This window comes from Erythrobacter sp., from assembly GCF_024305245.1.
Lineage (GTDB): Bacteria > Pseudomonadota > Alphaproteobacteria > Sphingomonadales > Sphingomonadaceae > Erythrobacter.
In genome coordinates this window covers 35,046-53,335 of the sequence record NZ_JAMWYX010000001.1, presented here as the reverse complement: position 1 = coordinate 53,335, position 18,290 = coordinate 35,046, and the positions used below count along the sequence as shown (strand labels likewise).

The window sequence follows — 18,290 nt, the reverse complement described above, 5'->3', positions numbered from 1 at the left end:
TAGACCCCGTGCCGGAGAGGGGATCATCGCATGTCTTACCCGCAGCTAACCGATAAACCGGGCGCGCTCGCCACAGCCGCCGCCATTCGCGAAGGGCGGCGCAGCGTTGCCGAAACGGTCGATGCGGCAATCGTTCGGATCGAGAAGCTCGATTCCAGCGTCGATGCGCTGGCCGTTCCCGACTTTGAACGCGCCTATGAAGCGGCCAAGGCGATGGACGCTGCCGGGCCGCCGAAGGACTCGGGGGCCAATCAGCCATTGTTCGGCGTGCCGATGACGATCAAGGAAAGCTTCGACGTCGCAGGCCTGCCCACCACCTTCGGACACACTGCCTACCGCAACCAGATCGCAAAGCGCGATGCGGTGCTGGTGCGGCGGCTGAAGGCGGCGGGCGCGGTGATCATCGGCAAGACCAACGTTCCTGTCGACCTTACCGACTGGCAGAGCTTCAACCCGGTCTATGGCCGCACCTCCAACCCGCTTAACCCCGACCGTTCACCCGGCGGGTCATCCGGCGGCAGCGCGGCTGCGGTGGCAAGCGGGATGGTGCCGTGCGACTTCGGCACCGACATCGGCGGATCGGTGCGCGTGCCGGCACATTTCTGCGGGGTTTGGGGACACAAGACCACCTGGGGGCTGATTTCCAAGCAGGGCCACGATTTCCCCGCCATGTCGCGCGCCAAGGGGTTCATCGCCGCGCATGACAGCCCGCTCAGCATCGCCGGGCCAATCGCCCGCAATGCCGCCGATCTGGCGGTACTGACCGAAGTCGGCGCGGACGTGCCGCTGCGCCGCCGTGCCAAGCCATTGCAGGACTGCCGCCTGCTGGCGATCACGCAATTGCCGGGCGCGCCGGTCGACGCCAGCGTGATGGAGCCGACCGAGGCCGCCATCGCGGCGCTCGCCAGCGCCGGGGTGCGGATCGACCGGACAAGCGATTGCCTGCCCGATCAGACGCGGCAATATCGCCACTATCTCAAGATGATGAACGTGGTGATGGCGCGCGGCGCACCTGCCCCCGATGGCAAGCGGGCAAGCGCAACCGATTGGTTCGATTTGCTCGATGCGCAGGCCGCCTGCATGGCGCAGTGGGAGGCGTTGTTCGAAACCTACGACTTCGTCCTCGCCCCGCCCGCGCCGGTCCTGGCCGTCCCGCACCGCGATGAGGCCGTGTTCAAGGGCAAGCTCACTATCAACGGCGCAGAGGAACCGGGCGGCAACGCCCTGACATGGTCGGGGTTGGCGACCTTTCCGGGCTTGCCCTCCACCGTCCTGCCGATCGGCAGCGGCACCTATCTGGGTGCGCAGCTGCCCTGCGGCATGCAGGTGATCGGGCCGCGCTGGAGCGATCTGGATTGCATCGCCGCCGCCGAGGCTATCGGGAACATCTTGCACGGCTGACGCGGCTTCGCCATGGCGCGGATTATGGCCCGCAAACCCTCCATGCTCACCCTTGCCAAATGGCACATCTGGCTCGGCTGGCTGGTCGGCGTGCCGATTGTCATGTGGCTGGCGACGGGGCTGTTGATGGTCTCGCGCCCGATCGAGGAAGTGCGCGGCGATCATCTGCGGCGCGACATCCCGACTACGCCGCTGGTGCTGCCCGGCAGCACGCTTGCCGCGCCCGAAGCGGATCTGAAGGAGATGCGCGTCGCCATGCAGCAAGGCCGCGCGGTGGCGATCCTCACCGGCATGGACGGCACAGTGCGCCGGGTCGATTTCGCCACGGGAGCGCCGCTGCCCGCGCTCGACGCCGCCGCCGCGCGGGCGCTGGTGGCGGACCGGATCGTCGGCGGAGGCAATGTTGCCGCCGTCACTCTGTTTGCTGCCGACCGGACGCCGTTCGATTTCCGCCGCCCGCTCGCGGTGTGGCAAGTCGCGCTGGACGATGGCACCCGCGTCTATGTCGGTCGCGACACCGGAGAAGTCGAGGCGGTGCGCACCCGCTGGTGGCGAGCGTTCGATCTTGCCTGGGGGCTGCACATCATGGATCTTTCCGAACGCGAGGATACCAGCCACCCGCTGCTGATCCTGTTCGCCGCCCTGTCGTTGGCGGGCGCGCTGATCGGCTGCGTCCTGATGTTCCGCCGCCGCCGTGCGCGCCCTGCCATGCTGCCCGCCGCATGACCCCGACCGTTCTCACTCCGATCCTCGACTGGCTCGATCTCGCCGGGATTGCCGTGTTCGCCCTATCCGGCGCGGTGCTGGCGGCGCGGCTGCATCAGACCTTCGTCACCATGGCGTTCTTCGCGCTGGTGACGGGTGTGGGCGGCGGCACTGTCCGCGATCTGCTGATCGGTGCGCCGGTGTTCTGGATCGGCGACCGTTGGGTAGCGGCGGTGTGCCTCGCCACGGCGCTGATCGCGTGGTTCACTCCGGTCAGGCTGTGGGAGGGCAAAGGGATTGCCTATGCCGATGGCGCCGGTCTGGCGGCCTATGCGGTGCTGGGCAGCGCAAAGGCGCTGGCCTACGGCGTGCCGCCGGTGCCTGCCGCGCTGATGGGCGTCATCACCGGCACCGTGGGCGGAATTATCCGCGATGTGGTGGCGGGCCGCCCTTCGATCATCATGAGCCCCGAGCTTTACGTCACGCCTGCCGCGCTCACCGCTGTGCTGACGGTTGCCGGAATGCTGGCCGCGCCGCTGCTGGGGATCCACAAGGAATGGGCTTGGGCCGCGGGGTTCGCCTGCGGCTTTGCGCTGCGCTCTGCTGCGATCCGTTGGGAATTGGGCCTGCCGAGTTATGGCGGCAGAGAGGGCCGATAAGCCCTCCCCGCCAAGCGTCTACAGATCCCCGTCGATGGTTTCGGGGATTTCCTCGCCCGGAATCGGCCCACCGGGATAGGCCGGCATCCGATCTGTCACGGGTGACTGCGCCGGAGCAGCCGCGAAGCTCTGCGGAGCGGCAGCCTGAGGCTGCGCCATTCCGCCCATTGCCAGGCGCGCATCGGCATAGCGCGTATCGCTCAATTGCCCATCAGCGGGAACATCATCGGCAATCGCATAGGTGTTAGCCGGAGCCGCTCCCCAACTGCCATCATCCGCCCCGCTTCCGGAAACGCCGGAGAAGCCGCCGCCGAAATCGATGTCGTCGATGCGCCCGTCATTGCCGATCCGGCACTGGAACGGCGATCCGTTGAACAGCGAGCCGCTGACCAGCCAACCACGTCCGGTGCGCTCGACATTGTCGACGCCTTCGACGCGCACATCGCGTTCGATCCGGGCAAGGCACTGGTCGACCGCATTGTCGAGGCCCGAAGACCCTGTGCTGCGCCGATCGACCCGGCGATCGTCATATCGGCGGTCAGGATCACGGAAGTCGCGGTCGCGCTCGATCACCACGACATCGCGATCACGTTCGCGGCGATTGTTGGAATTGGCGATGGCGATCACGCCGCCCAGAATGGCTGCGCCGATCAGCACGTCTCCGGCATCGACCCGGTTACGGCGCCAGCCTCCACCCCAGCCCCGACGGCCCCATCCTCGTCGGCCACAGCGCCAGCCACGGCAGCGCCAATCGGCAGTGGCGGCAGAAGGATCGAACCGGCTGTGATCGAACGCGCCGGCAAAACTGCTCGCCGACGCAGGCATGGCGGGCAAATCCGCAGCGCGCGCAGGCGCGGGTGAAAGGGCGGTGGTTACAGCTAACGCGCCCGCCAAGGCGAACGCAGGGATACGCAGAGCCATTGATGCTCCCTCCTCAATTAGGCGAGCGCCCACCAAACGCCCCGATGTTAGCGAGCTTAACCGTGCAAGGCTTGCGCTGCAATGAACCGCGCCGCGTAGATAGCGATACCCCGCCGCCCGGTAAGGAGCAGCGGGGCCGTTATTGTTAAGCTGGGCGCAGGATCAGCGCAGGCCGCGAATGCCGTCGAAATCGATCAGCGGCGCGCCGCGTCCGTCAAGACGGCAGGTGAACCGTCCGCGATCGAAATCGCGCCCCCGGCCGCCCCAGCCACGCTGGCCTTCGACCTGAATACGACCTTCGACGCGGAAGCCAAAGCGCTTGCGGTCGACATCGCGGATATCGGTGACATCGGCAAAACGGTAACCGCCGAAGCGCCGGGCCTGGTTCTCGGCGGCGCGCACGCACCGCTCGACCGCGCCGCGCGTACCGCCGCGAAAGCCACGGTCATAGCCGCGCCGGTCGCCGCGATCCCAGCGGTCCCCCCGATACCGGTCATCGCCATCGAAGGCTCCGGCGAGCGCAGCAATGCCGCCGATCACGACCGCGCCGGCGATAATCTCGCCCGCGCCGATACCGCGATCGCGGTGGTCGTCAGCCATGGCAGGGGTTGCGGCGACGGCCAGCGCACCGGCCGCGAGCGTACCGAGCGTGGTCCGCCCGAATTTGGTGTTGAAGGTCGTCATGGGTCTCATCCTCGCTTCGCACCAGTGCGGGATAGCGCCGGTGTTGAGACAAAGGTGGACGATTCGCACTGAGGTGAAGCTGAATTGCGCTGACAGGAATTGTTAATCTAAAGTGTCTTCGGGATGAACGGAGCGCTTATCGCTACAGCGCCGCCAACACGTCGCGGGTGAAAGCGGCGATGTCGAACCGGCTGCCCACCGGATCCTCCCCGCGCCGCACGATCACCACGTTGCGCGACGGCACGATCACGACATATTGCCCGCGATTGCCGAACGCGGCGAAGGTATCCGGCGGCACCCCTTCGGAGTTGTTCAGCAGCCAGAACCCCGCGCCATAACCGAACGGGCCGTCGGGCTGCGGTCCGCTGGGGGTGGAGACATATTGGACCCAGCCTTCGGGCAGAATGCGCTCGCCCGAGGGGAGCTTGCCGTCGTTCAGGTAAAGCTCGCCCAGCTTTGCAAGATCGCCCGCGGTGCTCCACACTTGCGACGACAGGATATAATCGCCGCGAATATCGGTTTCGGCGACGGTGTGCTCCATCCCCAGCTTGGCGAAGAATTCGTGCGGGGGGTAAAAGTTGAGCCATTGGCCGATTGCCTTGACCGCCATCAGCGTATCATTGTTGGCATAGCGGAACACCGTGCCCGGTGCGTGGAGAACGGGCCACCCGGTTGCGGTTTCATCAACCGTCGAACCGCCGAAATAGAGCGGATCGGTGCGGTTGCCGGGCGTGTCCGAATAACGTCCTGTTGCCATGCGCAGCGCGTGATCTATGGTGATGGCATTGCGCGGATCGCTGTCACCGCCTCTGCGCCAGTAATTCAGCCCGACCGGATCATCGACACTCGCCTCGCCCTGATGCACCGCCGCGCCGACCAGCGTGGCGGCGATGCTCTTGGCGACCGACCAGGTGCGTTGCGGGGTCTTTGGATCGAAGCCGGGGGTGTAATTGGCCCGTTCGACAAGGCCGTTGCCGTCGCCCTTCAACCGCACCAATGCCGCTGTAGTGCGCGTGCCTTCGCCATATTCGCCCGCAACAGCTGCGCCCAGCACCTTGGCGAGCGGCGGCGGCGGGGGCACCTTGCCGCCTTCGCTGCGCGGAATGACGCCGGACGCGATCACTTTTTCGGTGGTTTCGGCGCTGGTGGGCAGCGGTTGCCGGGTATTGCTGCCGCTATCCGGCGCGCCAATCGGCAGGGTGGAGCATCCCGTATCCGGACCGAAATAGGCCGCAATGCGCGCGGGGCTATCGTCAGCCCACCTCACTGCGACATGCGCAACTTCGCCGGTGGGGCGGCGGACGACCTCATAAGGCAATTCGCCGACGATGGCATCGAGCGGGGCCTGAATGCCGGTGAGTTCCCATGCCGCCACGCTTTCAGCCGTGCGGGCGCCGCCGTTGCGTTCGGCAATCGCAATCGCGCTGCACAGCATCAGCGCCTTGTATCCTGCCGCGAGCGCGCGGTCGTAGCGGGCGTCGAGCGCCTGCTGCTGGCTCTGGCCAAAGGCGGGCGATGCGGCGGGAGCGGCAAGGAGCAGCGCGGTCGCTGCAAAGGCGGTGCGGATCATGGCGCGCAGCGTAGCCCGCGCCGCGCAAAAGAAAAGGGCCGGTAAGCGTTCCCGCCCCGGCCCTTTTCATTCCTGTAAGAAACGCCTTACGCGTCTTCGTACTCGTCTTCCGACTGCACCGGACCGGAGTCCTGGCCGCGAGCGGATTCATCGCGCTCGACCAGTTCGATGATCGCCATCTGCACAGCATCGCCAGCGCGGACACCGGCGCGCAGCACGCGGGTATAGCCGCCTTCACGATCCGAATAACGCTCGCCCAGAACCTCGAACAGCTTCTTCAGCTGGGCTTCGTCACCCAACCGGCTCATGGCGAGACGACGGTTCGACAGCCCGCCGCGCTTCGCCAGCGTGATCAGCTTTTCGATGTAGGGGCGCAGTTCCTTCGCCTTCGGCAGCGTGGTCTTGATCTGCTCGTGCTTGATCAGCGCGGCGGCCATGTTGCGGAACAGGGCGGTGCGGTGACCAGACTTGCGGCCCAGCTTGCGGCCCGAAATACCATGACGCATTGTATACTTCCTTCGTTCGTAAGGAGCCCGTGCAAGGTAGCTCCATCCCGGTGGCCATTGTGGGCCGCCACCTTCGCCCAAATTGTAAGCCCCCGCTTGCGCAGGGGCTCACGAATTCATCAGCCGAGCAGTTCCTGTTCGAGCTTCTTGGCCATTTCCTCGATGTTCTCTGGCGGCCATCCGGGGATGTCCATGCCGAGACGCAGGCCCATCGACGAGAGCACTTCCTTGATCTCGTTGAGCGACTTGCGGCCGAAGTTCGGCGTGCGCAGCATCTCGGCTTCGGTCTTCTGGACCAGATCGCCGATATAGATGATGTTGTCGTTCTTGAGGCAGTTGGCCGAACGCACCGACAGTTCCAGCTCGTCCACCTTCTTGAGAAGGTAACGGTTGAGCTGGTTGGCGTCGCTTTCTTCCGGCTGCACGGCGTGACCGATCATCGCGCTTTGCGGCTGCGGAATACCATCTTCGAAGTGCACGAACAGCGTCAGCTGGTCCTGCAGGATACGCGCGGCATAGGCCACGGCATCTTCCGGGGTGACAGTGCCATCGGTTTCGACGGTCAGCGAGAGCTTGTCGTAATCGAGCTCCTGCCCGACGCGGGCGTTCTCGACCTTGTAGCTCACCTGACGGACAGGTGAATAGAGTGAGTCGACCGGGATCAGGCCAATCGGCGCATCGATCGGACGGTTCTGCACGGCGGGCGAGTAGCCCTTCCCGGTGTCAGCCGTCAGCTCCATGTTGAGCGTCGCGCCTTCATCGAGCTGGCAGATCACCAGATCCTTGTTCATCACCTCGATATCGCCGGAAACGGCAATATCGCCCGCTGTGACAGCACCGGGGCCGGTAGCCGAAAGCTGCAAACGCTTGGGGCCTTCGCCTTCCATGCGCAGCGCGATCTGCTTCACGTTCAGGACGATGTCGGTCACGTCTTCACGCACGCCCGCGAGCGAGGAGAATTCATGCAGCACGTTCTCGATCTTGATCGAGGTGATCGCCGCACCCTGCAGGCTGGACAGCAGCACCCGGCGCAGAGCGTTGCCGAGCGTCAGGCCGAAGCCGCGTTCGAGCGGTTCGGCAACGAAAGTCACCTTGCGCTGACGATCGCCGCCATCCTTGATTTCGAGGGTGTTGGGTTTCTTGAGTTCCTGCCAGTTCTTCGTGTTGACGGACATGGATTTCCCCTAATTCGCCCTGGGCGGGCGGTTCAAACTTGGGCGGGCCGGATGCTCTGCGCAGCGGCGCGGCACCTGACCCGTTCGGGTGGCGGCGGCAGACTGGCCGCCGCACCCCGGCGGATCAGACGCGGCGACGCTTGGACGGACGGACCCCGTTGTGCGGGATCGGCGTCACGTCACGGATCGAAGTGATGTTGAAGCCCACTGCGGCGAGACCGCGCAGCGCGCTTTCACGGCCCGAACCCGGGCCCTTCACTTCGACTTCGAGCGTACGCACACCGTGCTCGGCTGCCTTCTTGCCGGCATCGTCGGCGGCGACCTGCGCGGCATAGGGAGTCGATTTACGGCTGCCCTTGAATCCCATCGCCCCGGCGCTGGACCAGCTGATTGCATTGCCCTGCGCGTCGGTGATGGTGATCATGGTGTTGTTGAAGCTGGCGTTGATATGCGCAACGCCGCTCGAGATGTTCTTCTTGTCACGGCGCCGAATACGGCCTGGTTCGCGTGCCATCGTAATATGTCCTTTAGCTCGTCAGAAGGAAAAAGCAGGCAGATGCCAGCTTACTTCTTCTTGCCCGCGATGGGCTTGGCCTTGCCCTTGCGGGTACGGGCATTGGTGTGGGTGCGCTGGCCGCGAACGGGCAGGCCGTTACGGTGACGCAGGCCGCGATAGGCGCGCAGGTCCATCAGACGCTTGATGTTCATCGCGGTCTGACGACGCAGGTCGCCTTCCACGGTGAAATCGGCGTCGATCGTCTCGCGAATCCGCAGCACTTCCTCATCGGTGAGGTCCTGCACACGCGCGGAATGCGCAATGCCGAGCTTGTCAGCGATCTGGACAGCCTTCGAACGACCGATCCCGTGAATATAGGTGAGCGCGATAATCACGCGCTTGTTGGTGGGGATATTTACCCCGGCAATACGAGCCACTTATTTCTCCATGCTCCACAGGGGTTTGACAGCCGTGAGGCCAGCCCCCTATCTCAACGCTCATTCATCGATTTGCCCGTCTGCCACTCCGATCTGCACGCAAGCAGGTTAGGAAACGGCAAAAAGTCCGGTCGGCACACGCGGGCGTTGTGCCTGCCGAACTTGGTTCGAGCATGTCGAATGAGCCGCGCGCATAGGATGATTCGCCAGCGGGGTCAACCGCTGGGCAGCCTTAATGGCGCTCACTCCGGAGAATTACCCAGGGCGCCGTCGTTTCAGGGCCGGGCCAGAATAATCCGACTGCGCGCGCAATGTCAAAGTGCTGCTGCGCGTTTACCCCCTTCCGGCGATGATGCGGCGGATCAGAAGCTTTCCTCGTCCGCGAGATCGCCGAAGACGTCACTGACGGAGGGTGCCTTTATCTGGGGCTCATCGGTTTCAGGCAGCGGAACGGATTCCGTTGCGGATGCATCATCGTCTTCAGGCTCGGTCGCTTCGCCGCGGTCCGCCTCGGGTGCGGTTTGCGGCTGCGGGGGGACTTCGACTGGGCCGAGCAGCTTGGCCAGGGCGGTCAATTGTATCTCCATGACGCCATCGACCGCACGCGCGATCACCGGCACCTCGTAACGCATGGTCCCGCCGACATTATACTCCCACACGATCCGCGTGCCGCCCTCCACTTCGCTGATCGCGATGGTGAGGATGCCCGTCACCGGCTCGCTTTGAAGCGGACCGAGCGCACCCTGCATCCTGAGCGCGCGTTCGGGATAGGCGTGAACCACGCGCATGTGCTCGACACTGCCCTCCAGCGTGAACCGTCCCGCCTCTTCTGTTTCCGGAATCTTCTCGCAAAAGCAGCCGCCCGCCTGAGGCATGAGCGTGAGATTGGTCGAATCCCCCGACCAGGTATGTTCGGAAGCCCACCAGCCAGACGGGGTAATCAGGGCAAGCCACACATCCCTCGGGCTGCCCTCCACCACGGCTTCGTGGCGCGAGACAAAACCGTTGGGGCCAGTGCCGGTAACTTCGGCCGCAGCCGGACCCGCAGGCAGCAGCATCGCTGCACAAAGCGCGTGGAACAAACGGAACTTCGGCATTGCGGCAACCTCCCTCAGGTGGGGAAGGCTCTAGGCCAAACATCGATGCTGTGAAAGCGGCGCGAGCAACTCAGCTGCGCAGAATGGCGTCGATCGCGTTCGCCACGGTGTCGATCGCAGCCATGCCGTCGATGCGGCTGACGATGCCGCGCGCTTCGTAGCCGGGCAGGATCGGCGCAGTCTTGGCGCGATATTCCTGCATCCGCATCCGCACGGTTTCCTCGTTGTCGTCCGGACGGCGCTTGAATTCGGTGCTGCCGCACACATCGCACACGCCCGGAACGCGAGGCGGGTTGGCGGTGTCGTGGTAGAGCGCGCCGCACTTACCACAGGAAAAGCGGCCCGTGATGCGCTCGACCAGCGCGTCTTCGTTCACTTCGAGTTCGATGACGTGATCGAGCGTGCGATCATTGCGTGCAAGGATCGCGTCGAGCGCGTCGGCTTGGGCTGCGGTGCGCGGGTAGCCATCGAAAATCGCGCCGGTTTCCGGCCCCATCGCAGCGAGTTCGGCATCGATCAGGTCCGAGACGATTTCATCCGAAACCAACTCGCCGCGTTCCATCACTTCCTTGGCCTTGAGGCCGACCGGCGTTCCGGCCTTGACTGCGGCGCGCAGCATGTCGCCAGTCGAAAGCTGGCGCATGCCGTGGCGTTCGACCAGCCCGGCGCTTTGCGTGCCCTTGCCTGCTCCGGGAGGACCAAGAAGAATGATGTTCACGAACCGTCCCCCATTATTGCCGCCGGTCTCCGCCGGAAGCTTGCTATCAGAACTGCGGGTTCAACCAAGCGTGGCAACACGTCAAGCAGACTTCCGTCTGATATCAGCGCATCCGACCCTTGAGCTTGGCCTTCTTGATGAGATCGCCATACTGGTGCGCCAGAAGATGCGACTGGACCTGGCTGATCGTATCGACCGTGACGTTGACGACAATCAAAAGGCTGGTGCCGCCAAGGAAAAGCGGAATGCCTGTCTGGGCAATCATGTATTCCGGGATCACGCAGACCAGCGTGAGGTAGATCGCGCCGACAACCGTGATGCGGGTGAGGACATATTCAAGATAGTCGGCGGTCCGCTTACCCGGACGGATACCGGGGATGAAGCCGCCGTTCTTCTTGAGATTGTCCGCAGTTTCCTCGGGGTTGAACACCACCGCCGTGTAGAAGAAACAGAAGAAGATGATCCCGATCGCATAGAGCAGCATGTAGACCGGCTGCCCATGCGCAAGATACTGGTTGAGCCACAGGATCGCGCCGCCAAAGGTGCTGTCGGAATCGACCGAACTGCCCGCGAAGCTTGAAATCGTCAGCGGCAGCAGCAGCAGCGAGCTGGCGAAGATCGGCGGAATAACCCCGGCGGTATTGATCTTGAGCGGCAGGTGCGAACGATCCGCCTGCATCATGCCGTTCTGGGTCGCCCGCTTGGGATACTGGATCAGCAAGCGGCGCTGTGCCCGTTCCATGAACGAGATACCGAGGATGAGGACAACCACCATGACGATGAAGCCGATGATGATCGCCGGAGCGATGGACCCGGTGCGCCCGCCTTCGAACAGGTTAGTGGCAAATGTCGGGAACTGCGAAACAATCCCGGCCATGATGATGAGCGAAACACCGTTGCCGATCCCGCGACTGGTGATCTGCTCACCGAGCCACAGCAGGAACATCGTCCCGCCGACAAGGTTGATCACCGCGCCGATGCGGAACATGTACCCGGGGTTGACCACCGCAGCGAGGCCGCTTTGCGCGGCGTAGGTTTCCAGCCCCACGGCCAGGAAATAACCCTGAATGGCGCACAGGAACACAGTGCCATAGCGCGTATACTGGTTCAGCTTCTGCCGCCCGGACGCGCCCTCTTTCTTGAGTGCGGAGAGCGTCGGGTGCAGGGCCGAGGCCATCTGCACCACGATCGAGGCGGTGATGTAAGGCATCACGCCGAGCGCGATGATGCTCATCTGCGACAGCGCGCCGCCCGAAAAGGCATTGAACATGTCGAGAATGGTGCCGCGGGTCTGATCGTAGAGCTCGCCCAAAATCAGGGGATTCACGCCCGGCAGCGGCACGAAGCTCAGGAACCGGAACACCACCAGCGCGCCGATGGTGAACCAGATGCGCTGCTTGAGCTCGGTCGCCTTGGCGAAGTTGCCGAGGTTCATATTGCTCGCGATATTATCGGCGCGTGATGCCATGTCGTCTCATCGATCCTAGCTCTTGGCCCTGCCGCGGCGCCCGTTCGGCACCGTCACTGCAGACCATCTCTTGCGCGGCAAACGGAAGGCTTTTGCCTCCGATGCGAAAGCACCGGTCCGACACGCGAGAGCGTAAATAGGGAGCGCGGAGGCTCTTGTCGAACCCCCGCGCTCACCATTTCGTCGATTACTTCGCCTTGGCGGCCGTGTTGGCCTCGCGGCGGGCTTGCTTCTTCTCGTGCTCGGGGACCGGAGCCGGGGCCACTTCGACGGTGCCGCCGGCCTTTTCGACTGCAGCGATAGCGCCCTTGGTCGCGCCGGTGACTGCGAACGTCGCCTTGACTGTCATCTCACCCTTGCCGAGCAGGCGAACGCCATCCTTGCCGCCGCGCACCAGGCCAGCGGCCCGCAGCGCGTCTTCGGTGATGGTCGCCTTGGTGTCGAGCTTGCCCGCGTCGATGAACTTCTGGATCATGCCGGTGTTCACCTCGGCATAGTCCTTGCCGAAGGGGTTGTTGAAGCCGCGCTTCGGCAGACGCATGTGCAGCGGCATCTGGCCGCCCTCGAAGCCCTTGACGGCAACGCCCGAACGGCTCTTCTGGCCCTTCTGGCCGCGTCCCGAAGTCTTGCCCTTGCCCGAGCCGATACCGCGTCCGACGCGGACTCGGCCGTTGCGGGCACCGGGATTGTCGCGGATGTCATTCAGTTTCATAGTGTGCACTCGCTTGAGTTTGCCCCGGCGATTGCCGGAGCCTGTTGTTAGCTATGCCTCAGAACGGACGCGCTGACCGTACTGGATCCCGGCCTTCGCCGGGATGACGAGGGAGAGCGTATCCCTCCCCGTCACACGAAATTCAGTCGACCACCTGCACCAGATGCGGGATCTTGGCGATCGCACCGCGAACTTCAGGAGTGTCCTGACGCTCGACAATCTTGTGCATCTTGTTCAGCCCGAGACCGATAAGGATCTTGCGCTGGCTTTCAGGGCGACGGATCGGCGAACCGACCTGCTTGATCTTGATGGTAGCCATCTTGCGTTACTCCACGATCGCGGCAGCATCGGCTTCCGCCTCAGCTGCGCTCGATCCGCCGCGACCCAGCAGGTCGGCGACCTTCTTGCCGCGACGCTGAGCAACCGACTTCGGCGAAGTCTGCTCGGCCAGCGCGTCGAAGGTGGCGCGGATCATGTTGTAGGGATTGGATGTGCCGACCGACTTGGTCACCACATCGGCAACGCCGAGGCTCTCGAACACGGCGCGCATCGGACCGCCGGCGATGATGCCGGTCCCCGGAGGCGCGCTGCGCAGGGTCACCTTGCCGGCACCGAAACGGCCGTTGCCGTCGTGGTGGAGGGTGCGGCCTTCCTTCAGCGAAACGCGGATCATCCTCTTGCGCGCAGCAGCGGTTGCCTTGGTAATGGCTTCCGGCACTTCGCGGGCCTTGCCGTGACCGAAGCCGACCCGGCCCTGCCCGTCGCCGACCACGACCAGCGCAGCAAAGCCGAAGCGCTTGCCGCCCTTCACGGTCTTGGAGACGCGGTTGATGTGGACCAGCTTTTCGATGATGCCGTCGTCTTCTTCCTGCCGGCCACCGCGGTTGTTGTCACGACCGCCGCGACCGCGTCCGCGATCTCCGCCGCCGGGGCCGCCGCCTTCGCGGTTGCCGCCACGACCGCGACCACGGCCTTGGCCCTGACGCGCGTTACCATCACCGGCCTGCGCCGGCGACTGGTTGTCGGCCGCTTCCGAAGGAGTGGTGGCCACAGCGGGCACCTCGGTCTGGGCTTCGGTGTTCTCGGTGTTTGCGTTGTCAGCCATCATCAGAACTCCAGCCCGCCTTCGCGGGCGGCATCGGCCAGCGCCTTGACGCGGCCATGGAACAGGAACCCGCCGCGATCGAACACGACAGTGGTCACGCCCGCCTTCTTGGCAGCCTCGGCAATCAGCTTGCCGACTTCGGCAGCAGCCGCGACGTTGGCGCCGCTGTTGCTGACGCCCAGCGTCGAAGCAGCAGCCACAGTGCGGCCCGCGGCATCGTCGATGACCTGAGCGTAGATGTGACGACCGGTGCGGTGAACGGACAGCCGCGGCTTGCCGCCAGCACGCGCACGAAGCGCAGTGCGGACGCGGCGACGACGGCGTTCAAACAGGGAAAGCTTTGCCATCTTACTTCTTCTTCCCTTCCTTGCGGAAGATGTACTCGCCGCGATAGGCGATACCCTTGCCCTTGTAAGGCTCAGGCTTGCGCCAGCGGCGGATTTCGGCGGCGAATTGGCCCACGGACTGCTTGTCGATACCCGACACTTCGATCGTGGTCTGATCCGGGGTCTTCACCTCGAGGCCTTCCGGCACCGGGAGATCGACATCGTGGCTGTAGCCGAGCTGCAGCTTCAGAGTTTTGCCCTGCGAGTTCGCACGATAACCGACGCCCTTGATGACAAGGGTCTTGGTGAAGCCGTTTGTCACGCCTTCGACCAGGTTCGACACCAAGGTGCGCTGCATGCCCCAGAAGGCACGCGCCTGCTTGCTGTCATTCGCCGGCTTGACCAGGATCTCGCCCTCTTCGACCTTGTAGTCGATGAGATCGGACAGCCCGAGCGTCAGGGTGCCCTTGGGACCCTTCACGCTCAGCGTGCCGTTGTCGATGCTGGCCGAAACCCCGCCGGGGATCGCGACCGGCTTTTTGCCGATGCGGCTCATCAGAACACCTCCGCCAGCACTTCGCCACCGACGTTGTGGTTGCGTGCTTCGGCATCCGAAAGCACGCCGCGCGGCGTCGAGACGATGGTGATGCCAAGGCCGTTGCGGATCGTCGGCAGTTCTTTCGAACCCGAGTAGACGCGGCGGCCAGGCTTGGAGACGCGCGCCACGTGCTTGATCGCAGGCTCGCCTTCGAAATACTTCAGTTCGATCCGCAGCGCCTTGTGCTTGCCCGAAGTATCTTCGGAGAAGCCACGAATGTAGCCCTCGCGCTGAAGCACTTCGAGCACGTTGGCGCGCAGGTTGCTGGCGGGAGTCAGGACAGAGTCCTTCTTCGCACGCTGGCCGTTGCGGATGCGGGTGAGCATGTCACCCAAGGGATCGGTCAAAGCCATCTATCTTGTCCTCACCAGCTCGACTTGGTCAGACCGGGAATCATCCCGCTGTTGCCGAGTTCGCGCAGTTCGATACGGTTGATGCCGAACTTGCGGTAATAGCCGCGCGGGCGGCCGGTGGTCGCGCAACGGTTGCGCACCCGGGTCGGGTTCGCATTGCGCGGAATTTCCGCCATCTTGAGCCGCGCGACAAGCCGCTCGGTCTCGTCAAGCGAGGTGTCATTTGCGATCGCCTTAAGCTTTTCGTACTTCGCAGCGTACTGCTTCACGAGCTTCTTGCGGCGTTCGTTCTTGTTGATCGAACTCAGTTTCGCCATGGACTTAAGCTCTCTTCTTTCGTGTCTCTACGGGGAAACGGCTCACGCCGCCTCCTTCTCTTCAGCCTTGGCTTCGCCCGGGAAAGGGAAGCCGAACAGACGCAGCAATTCGCGCGCCTCTTCGTCGGTCTTGGCGGTGGTGGTGACGATAATGTCCATCCCACGCACCTTCTCGATACGGTCGTAGCTGATTTCAGGGAACACGATCTGTTCCTTCAGCCCCATCGCATAGTTGCCCCGGCCGTCGAACGAACGCGGGTTCAGCCCACGAAAGTCGCGAATGCGCGGCATGGCGACAGTCACGAGACGATCGAGAAATTCGTACATCCGGTCGCGGCGCAAGGTCACCTTGCAACCGATCGGCATGCCTTCGCGCAGCTTGAACTGGGCGATCGACTTCTTGGCGATGGTGATGACCGGCTTCTGGCCGGCGATCAGCGCCATTTCCTCGGCAGCGATATGAACCTTCTTCTTGTCCTGGCTCGCTTCACCCACGCCCATGTTGAGCGTGACCTTTTCGAGCTTGGGGACTTCGAGGCGGTTCTTGTAACCGAACTTTTCGGTCATCGCAGCGACGATTTCGGCGTCGTACTTCGCCTTCATCCGCGGCGAATAGGTGGCATCAGCCATTGATGGTCTCCCCACTCTTCACAGCAACGCGCACCTTCTTGCCGTCCTTGGTTTCAAACCGGACGCGGGTGGGCTTGCCATCCTTGGGATCGGCCAGAGCGACCTTCGAGATATGCATCGGAGCCGGGAACCGGTCGATACCACCCTGCGGGTTGGTCTGGCTGGGCTTGCGGTGACGGGCGACGACATTGACGCCGTCGACAACGATCTTGCCGTCCTTGGGCATGACCTGGGCGACCGTTCCGGTGCGGCCCTTGTCCTTGCCCGACAGCACGACGACGCTGTCACCCTTCTTGATCTTGGCGGCCGACATTACAGCACCTCCGGCGCAAGGCTGATGATCTTCATGAAGCCGCGGCCACGCAGTTCGCGCACCACCGGGCCAAAGATACGGGTGCCGATCGGCTCCTCGTTCTTGTTCACGAGCACCGCAGCATTGGTGTCGAAGCGGATGACGGTGCCATCGGGACGGCGCACATCCTTGCGGGTGCGCACGATGACGGCGCGGTGAACGTCGCCCTTCTTGACCTTCGCGCGCGGCTGCGCCTCCTTGATGGAGACGACGATCACGTCGCCGACGCCCGCGGTACGACGCTTCGACCCGCCCAGCACTTTAATGCACTGGACGCGCTTGGCGCCGCTGTTGTCCGCGACGTCGAGATTGGATTGCATCTGGATCATCGATCCGGTTCCTTCTCACTGGCTTTCCGGGACGCCCAATCCGACTGGGGCCCGGCAGTTCCGTTTACGTCTAAATCAGTTACCGGCTTCCGCGACGTCGAGATCAGCCTCAACCGCCTGCGTGCCGCCCGCGATGACCCGGTCCTTGACGGCCCAGGTCTTGGTCTTCGAAATCGGCCGGGTCTCTTCGATCCGGACGACGTCGCCCACGGTGAACTCGTTGTTTTCATCGTGCGCGTGATACTTCTTCGAGCGCCGGATGATCTTCCCGTAGAGCGGGTGCTTCACCTTGCGTTCGACCTTCACGGTCACGGTCTTGTTGGTCTTGTCGGAGGTAACAGTCCCGACGAGGATTCGCTTCGGCATTGTTAACTCCTCAAGCCTTCACGGCGGCGGCTTTCGCCGCACGCTCGTTTTGCAGTGTCTTGATCTGCGCAATGCTCCGGCGCACCTGACGGATACGCGACGGGGCTTCGAGCTGGTTGGTCGCAGCCTGGAACCGCAGATTGTACTGCTCGCGCTTCAGCTCGGTGAGTTCGGCGGTCAGCTGATCATCGGTCTTGGTGCGAAGGTCCGCAAAGTCGGCCATTATTCGCCTCCCAGGTGGCTGGTGTCACCCAGGCGGGCGACAACCTTGGTCTTGATCGGCAGCTTCATCGCTGCACGCTCGAACGCTTCGGCAGCGAGCGGACCCGCAACGCCATCGAGTTCGAACAGAATACGGCCCGGCTTCACCCGCGCAGCCCAGTATTCGACCGAACCCTTGCCCTTGCCCTGACGGACTTCGGCGGGCTTCTTCGACACTGGCACATCGGGGAAGATGCGGATCCAGAGCCGGCCCTGACGCTTGATGTGACGCGTGATCGCGCGGCGAGCCGCTTCGATCTGGCGCGCGGTAATCCGCTCGGGTTCCATGGCCTTGAGGCCGTAGGAGCCGAAGTTGAGCGAGGTGCCGCCCTTGGCTTCACCCTTGATCCGGCCCTTGAAGGCCTTGCGGAACTTGTGTTTTTTCGGTTGCAGCATGGTCTGTTACCTCAACGAGCCGGCCGGACGCCGGAAGTCTGCGCTTCCATCATCAGGCGGTCCTGCGCGGTGGGATCATGCGCGAGAATCTCGCCCTTGAAGATCCACACCTTGATGCCGATGATCCCGTAGGCGGTCAGCGCCTCGGCATCAGCGTAATCGATGTTAGCACGCAGGGTGTGCGCCGGAACCCGGCCTTCACGATACGATTCAACCCGCGCGATTTCAGCGCCGCCAAGACGGCCGCCGCAGGTGATCTTGATCCCCTCTGCGCCGAGCCGGATTGCCGACTGCATCGCGCGCTTCATTGCCCGGCGGAACGCCACGCGGCGAACCAGCTGATCGGCGATGCCCTGCGCAACGAGCTTGGCATCGATTTCCGGCTTGCGGATTTCAACGATGTTCAGCTTCACTTCGCTCGGCGTCATGGTTGCCAGCTTCGAACGCAGCTTTTCGATGTCTGCGCCCTTCTTGCCGATGATCACACCGGGACGTGCGGCATAGATCGACACGCGGCACAGCTTGGCCGGGCGCTCGATCACGACCTTCGAAATCGCTGCCTGCGGCAGGTTTTCCATCACGTACTTGCGGATCGCGAGATCTTCCTTGAGCAGCTGCGCATAATCACGCCCTTCGGCGTACCAGCGGCTGTCCCAGGTGCGGTTGATCTGCAGGCGCAGACCGATCGGATTGCTCTTCTGGCCCATC

General features: G+C 63.8%; 27 protein-coding genes. 3 read left to right on the top strand and 24 right to left on the bottom strand.

Translation table 11 applies throughout. The annotated features are described in order from the left end of the window. Positions 1–30: 30 nt before the first annotated feature. Genes Q0L48_RS00335 through Q0L48_RS00325 form a run of 3 tightly spaced genes read left to right on the top strand, consistent with a single transcriptional unit; the run spans position 31 to position 2,765 of the window. The gene (locus Q0L48_RS00335) at positions 31–1,401 is read left to right on the top strand and encodes an amidase family protein (RefSeq protein WP_296716024.1); all 1,371 of its coding nucleotides are present in this window, start codon (positions 31–33) and stop codon (positions 1,399–1,401) included. A gap of 24 nt (positions 1,402–1,425) precedes the next feature. Continuing rightward, positions 1,426–2,127 carry a PepSY domain-containing protein gene (locus tag Q0L48_RS00330; RefSeq protein WP_296716022.1) on the top strand — a complete coding sequence of 234 codons (702 nt, stop codon included), beginning with the start codon at positions 1,426–1,428 and terminating at the stop codon, positions 2,125–2,127. Further along, positions 2,124–2,765 carry a trimeric intracellular cation channel family protein gene (locus tag Q0L48_RS00325; RefSeq protein ID WP_296716020.1) on the top strand — a complete coding sequence of 214 codons (642 nt, stop codon included), beginning with the start codon at positions 2,124–2,126 and terminating at the stop codon, positions 2,763–2,765. The genes Q0L48_RS00330 and Q0L48_RS00325 overlap by 4 nt, the downstream gene beginning before the upstream one ends. An 18-nt stretch (positions 2,766–2,783) precedes the next feature. On the opposite strand, the gene Q0L48_RS00320 is transcribed toward Q0L48_RS00325, so the two are convergent. From Q0L48_RS00320 to rpsC, 24 genes are all read right to left on the bottom strand, one after another. Next, a complete protein-coding gene (locus Q0L48_RS00320; RefSeq protein ID WP_296716019.1) occupies positions 2,784–3,686 on the bottom strand; it encodes a hypothetical protein in 903 nt (300 codons plus the stop codon). 162 nt (positions 3,687–3,848) lie between these two features. After that, positions 3,849–4,370, bottom strand: coding sequence for a hypothetical protein (locus Q0L48_RS00315; protein WP_296716018.1), 522 nt, complete (start codon positions 4,368–4,370; stop codon positions 3,849–3,851). A gap of 142 nt (positions 4,371–4,512) precedes the next feature. After that, positions 4,513–5,940 carry a serine hydrolase gene (locus tag Q0L48_RS00310; RefSeq protein WP_296716016.1) on the bottom strand — a complete coding sequence of 476 codons (1,428 nt, stop codon included), beginning with the start codon at positions 5,938–5,940 and terminating at the stop codon, positions 4,513–4,515. Positions 5,941–6,026: 86 nt separating this feature from the next. After that, positions 6,027–6,446, bottom strand: coding sequence for a 50S ribosomal protein L17 (gene rplQ / locus Q0L48_RS00305; RefSeq protein WP_296716014.1), 420 nt, complete (start codon positions 6,444–6,446; stop codon positions 6,027–6,029). Between the two features lie 119 nt (positions 6,447–6,565). Next, on the bottom strand, positions 6,566–7,621 hold the full coding sequence (locus Q0L48_RS00300) for a DNA-directed RNA polymerase subunit alpha (protein WP_296716011.1): 1,056 nt from the start codon (positions 7,619–7,621) through the stop codon (positions 6,566–6,568). 124 nt (positions 7,622–7,745) lie between these two features. Then, positions 7,746–8,135, bottom strand: a complete 390-nt coding sequence (gene rpsK / locus Q0L48_RS00295; protein ID WP_054118179.1) for a 30S ribosomal protein S11 — start codon at positions 8,133–8,135, stop codon at positions 7,746–7,748. 50 nt (positions 8,136–8,185) lie between these two features. Beyond that, a complete protein-coding gene (gene rpsM, locus Q0L48_RS00290) occupies positions 8,186–8,554 on the bottom strand; it encodes a 30S ribosomal protein S13 (protein ID WP_296716008.1) in 369 nt (122 codons plus the stop codon). Between the two features lie 362 nt (positions 8,555–8,916). Beyond that, positions 8,917–9,651 carry an SRPBCC family protein gene (locus tag Q0L48_RS00285; RefSeq protein ID WP_296716006.1) on the bottom strand — a complete coding sequence of 245 codons (735 nt, stop codon included), beginning with the start codon at positions 9,649–9,651 and terminating at the stop codon, positions 8,917–8,919. A 70-nt stretch (positions 9,652–9,721) separates the two neighbouring features. Then, the gene (locus Q0L48_RS00280; RefSeq protein ID WP_296716004.1) at positions 9,722–10,369 is read right to left on the bottom strand and encodes an adenylate kinase; all 648 of its coding nucleotides are present in this window, start codon (positions 10,367–10,369) and stop codon (positions 9,722–9,724) included. A 103-nt stretch (positions 10,370–10,472) separates the two neighbouring features. Then, the gene (gene secY / locus Q0L48_RS00275) at positions 10,473–11,837 is read right to left on the bottom strand and encodes a preprotein translocase subunit SecY (protein ID WP_296716002.1); all 1,365 of its coding nucleotides are present in this window, start codon (positions 11,835–11,837) and stop codon (positions 10,473–10,475) included. 187 nt (positions 11,838–12,024) lie between these two features. Then, positions 12,025–12,549 carry a 50S ribosomal protein L15 gene (gene rplO, locus Q0L48_RS00270; RefSeq protein WP_296716000.1) on the bottom strand — a complete coding sequence of 175 codons (525 nt, stop codon included), beginning with the start codon at positions 12,547–12,549 and terminating at the stop codon, positions 12,025–12,027. Positions 12,550–12,691: 142 nt separating this feature from the next. After that, positions 12,692–12,868 carry a 50S ribosomal protein L30 gene (gene rpmD, locus Q0L48_RS00265; RefSeq protein ID WP_296715998.1) on the bottom strand — a complete coding sequence of 59 codons (177 nt, stop codon included), beginning with the start codon at positions 12,866–12,868 and terminating at the stop codon, positions 12,692–12,694. A gap of 6 nt (positions 12,869–12,874) precedes the next feature. Then, the gene (gene rpsE / locus Q0L48_RS00260; RefSeq protein WP_296715996.1) at positions 12,875–13,657 is read right to left on the bottom strand and encodes a 30S ribosomal protein S5; all 783 of its coding nucleotides are present in this window, start codon (positions 13,655–13,657) and stop codon (positions 12,875–12,877) included. Next, positions 13,657–14,001, bottom strand: coding sequence for a 50S ribosomal protein L18 (rplR, locus tag Q0L48_RS00255; protein WP_296715994.1), 345 nt, complete (start codon positions 13,999–14,001; stop codon positions 13,657–13,659). Before rplR ends, rpsE begins: the two co-directional genes overlap by 1 nt. 1 nt (position 14,002) lies before the next feature. Further along, positions 14,003–14,536, bottom strand: coding sequence for a 50S ribosomal protein L6 (gene rplF / locus Q0L48_RS00250; protein ID WP_296715993.1), 534 nt, complete (start codon positions 14,534–14,536; stop codon positions 14,003–14,005). Next, positions 14,536–14,931, bottom strand: a complete 396-nt coding sequence (rpsH, locus tag Q0L48_RS00245; RefSeq protein WP_296715991.1) for a 30S ribosomal protein S8 — start codon at positions 14,929–14,931, stop codon at positions 14,536–14,538. Before rpsH ends, rplF begins: the two co-directional genes overlap by 1 nt. 11 nt (positions 14,932–14,942) lie before the next feature. Next, positions 14,943–15,248 carry a 30S ribosomal protein S14 gene (gene rpsN, locus Q0L48_RS00240; RefSeq protein ID WP_296715990.1) on the bottom strand — a complete coding sequence of 102 codons (306 nt, stop codon included), beginning with the start codon at positions 15,246–15,248 and terminating at the stop codon, positions 14,943–14,945. Positions 15,249–15,290: 42 nt separating this feature from the next. Continuing rightward, on the bottom strand, positions 15,291–15,878 hold the full coding sequence (gene rplE / locus Q0L48_RS00235) for a 50S ribosomal protein L5 (protein ID WP_296715988.1): 588 nt from the start codon (positions 15,876–15,878) through the stop codon (positions 15,291–15,293). Further along, on the bottom strand, positions 15,871–16,191 hold the full coding sequence (rplX, locus tag Q0L48_RS00230; RefSeq protein ID WP_296715986.1) for a 50S ribosomal protein L24: 321 nt from the start codon (positions 16,189–16,191) through the stop codon (positions 15,871–15,873). Before rplX ends, rplE begins: the two co-directional genes overlap by 8 nt. Further along, the gene (gene rplN, locus Q0L48_RS00225; protein ID WP_067405079.1) at positions 16,191–16,559 is read right to left on the bottom strand and encodes a 50S ribosomal protein L14; all 369 of its coding nucleotides are present in this window, start codon (positions 16,557–16,559) and stop codon (positions 16,191–16,193) included. Before rplN ends, rplX begins: the two co-directional genes overlap by 1 nt. A gap of 75 nt (positions 16,560–16,634) precedes the next feature. Then, positions 16,635–16,925 carry a 30S ribosomal protein S17 gene (gene rpsQ / locus Q0L48_RS00220; protein WP_296715984.1) on the bottom strand — a complete coding sequence of 97 codons (291 nt, stop codon included), beginning with the start codon at positions 16,923–16,925 and terminating at the stop codon, positions 16,635–16,637. A gap of 10 nt (positions 16,926–16,935) precedes the next feature. Next, complete coding sequence (gene rpmC / locus Q0L48_RS00215) at positions 16,936–17,148, bottom strand: 50S ribosomal protein L29 (protein ID WP_296715981.1); 213 nt, start codon at positions 17,146–17,148, stop codon at positions 16,936–16,938. Next, on the bottom strand, positions 17,148–17,582 hold the full coding sequence (rplP, locus tag Q0L48_RS00210) for a 50S ribosomal protein L16 (RefSeq protein WP_296715979.1): 435 nt from the start codon (positions 17,580–17,582) through the stop codon (positions 17,148–17,150). The genes rpmC and rplP overlap by 1 nt, the downstream gene beginning before the upstream one ends. Before the next feature lie 11 nt (positions 17,583–17,593). After that, positions 17,594–18,289 carry a 30S ribosomal protein S3 gene (gene rpsC / locus Q0L48_RS00205; RefSeq protein WP_296715978.1) on the bottom strand — a complete coding sequence of 232 codons (696 nt, stop codon included), beginning with the start codon at positions 18,287–18,289 and terminating at the stop codon, positions 17,594–17,596. Position 18,290: the final 1 nt, after the last annotated feature.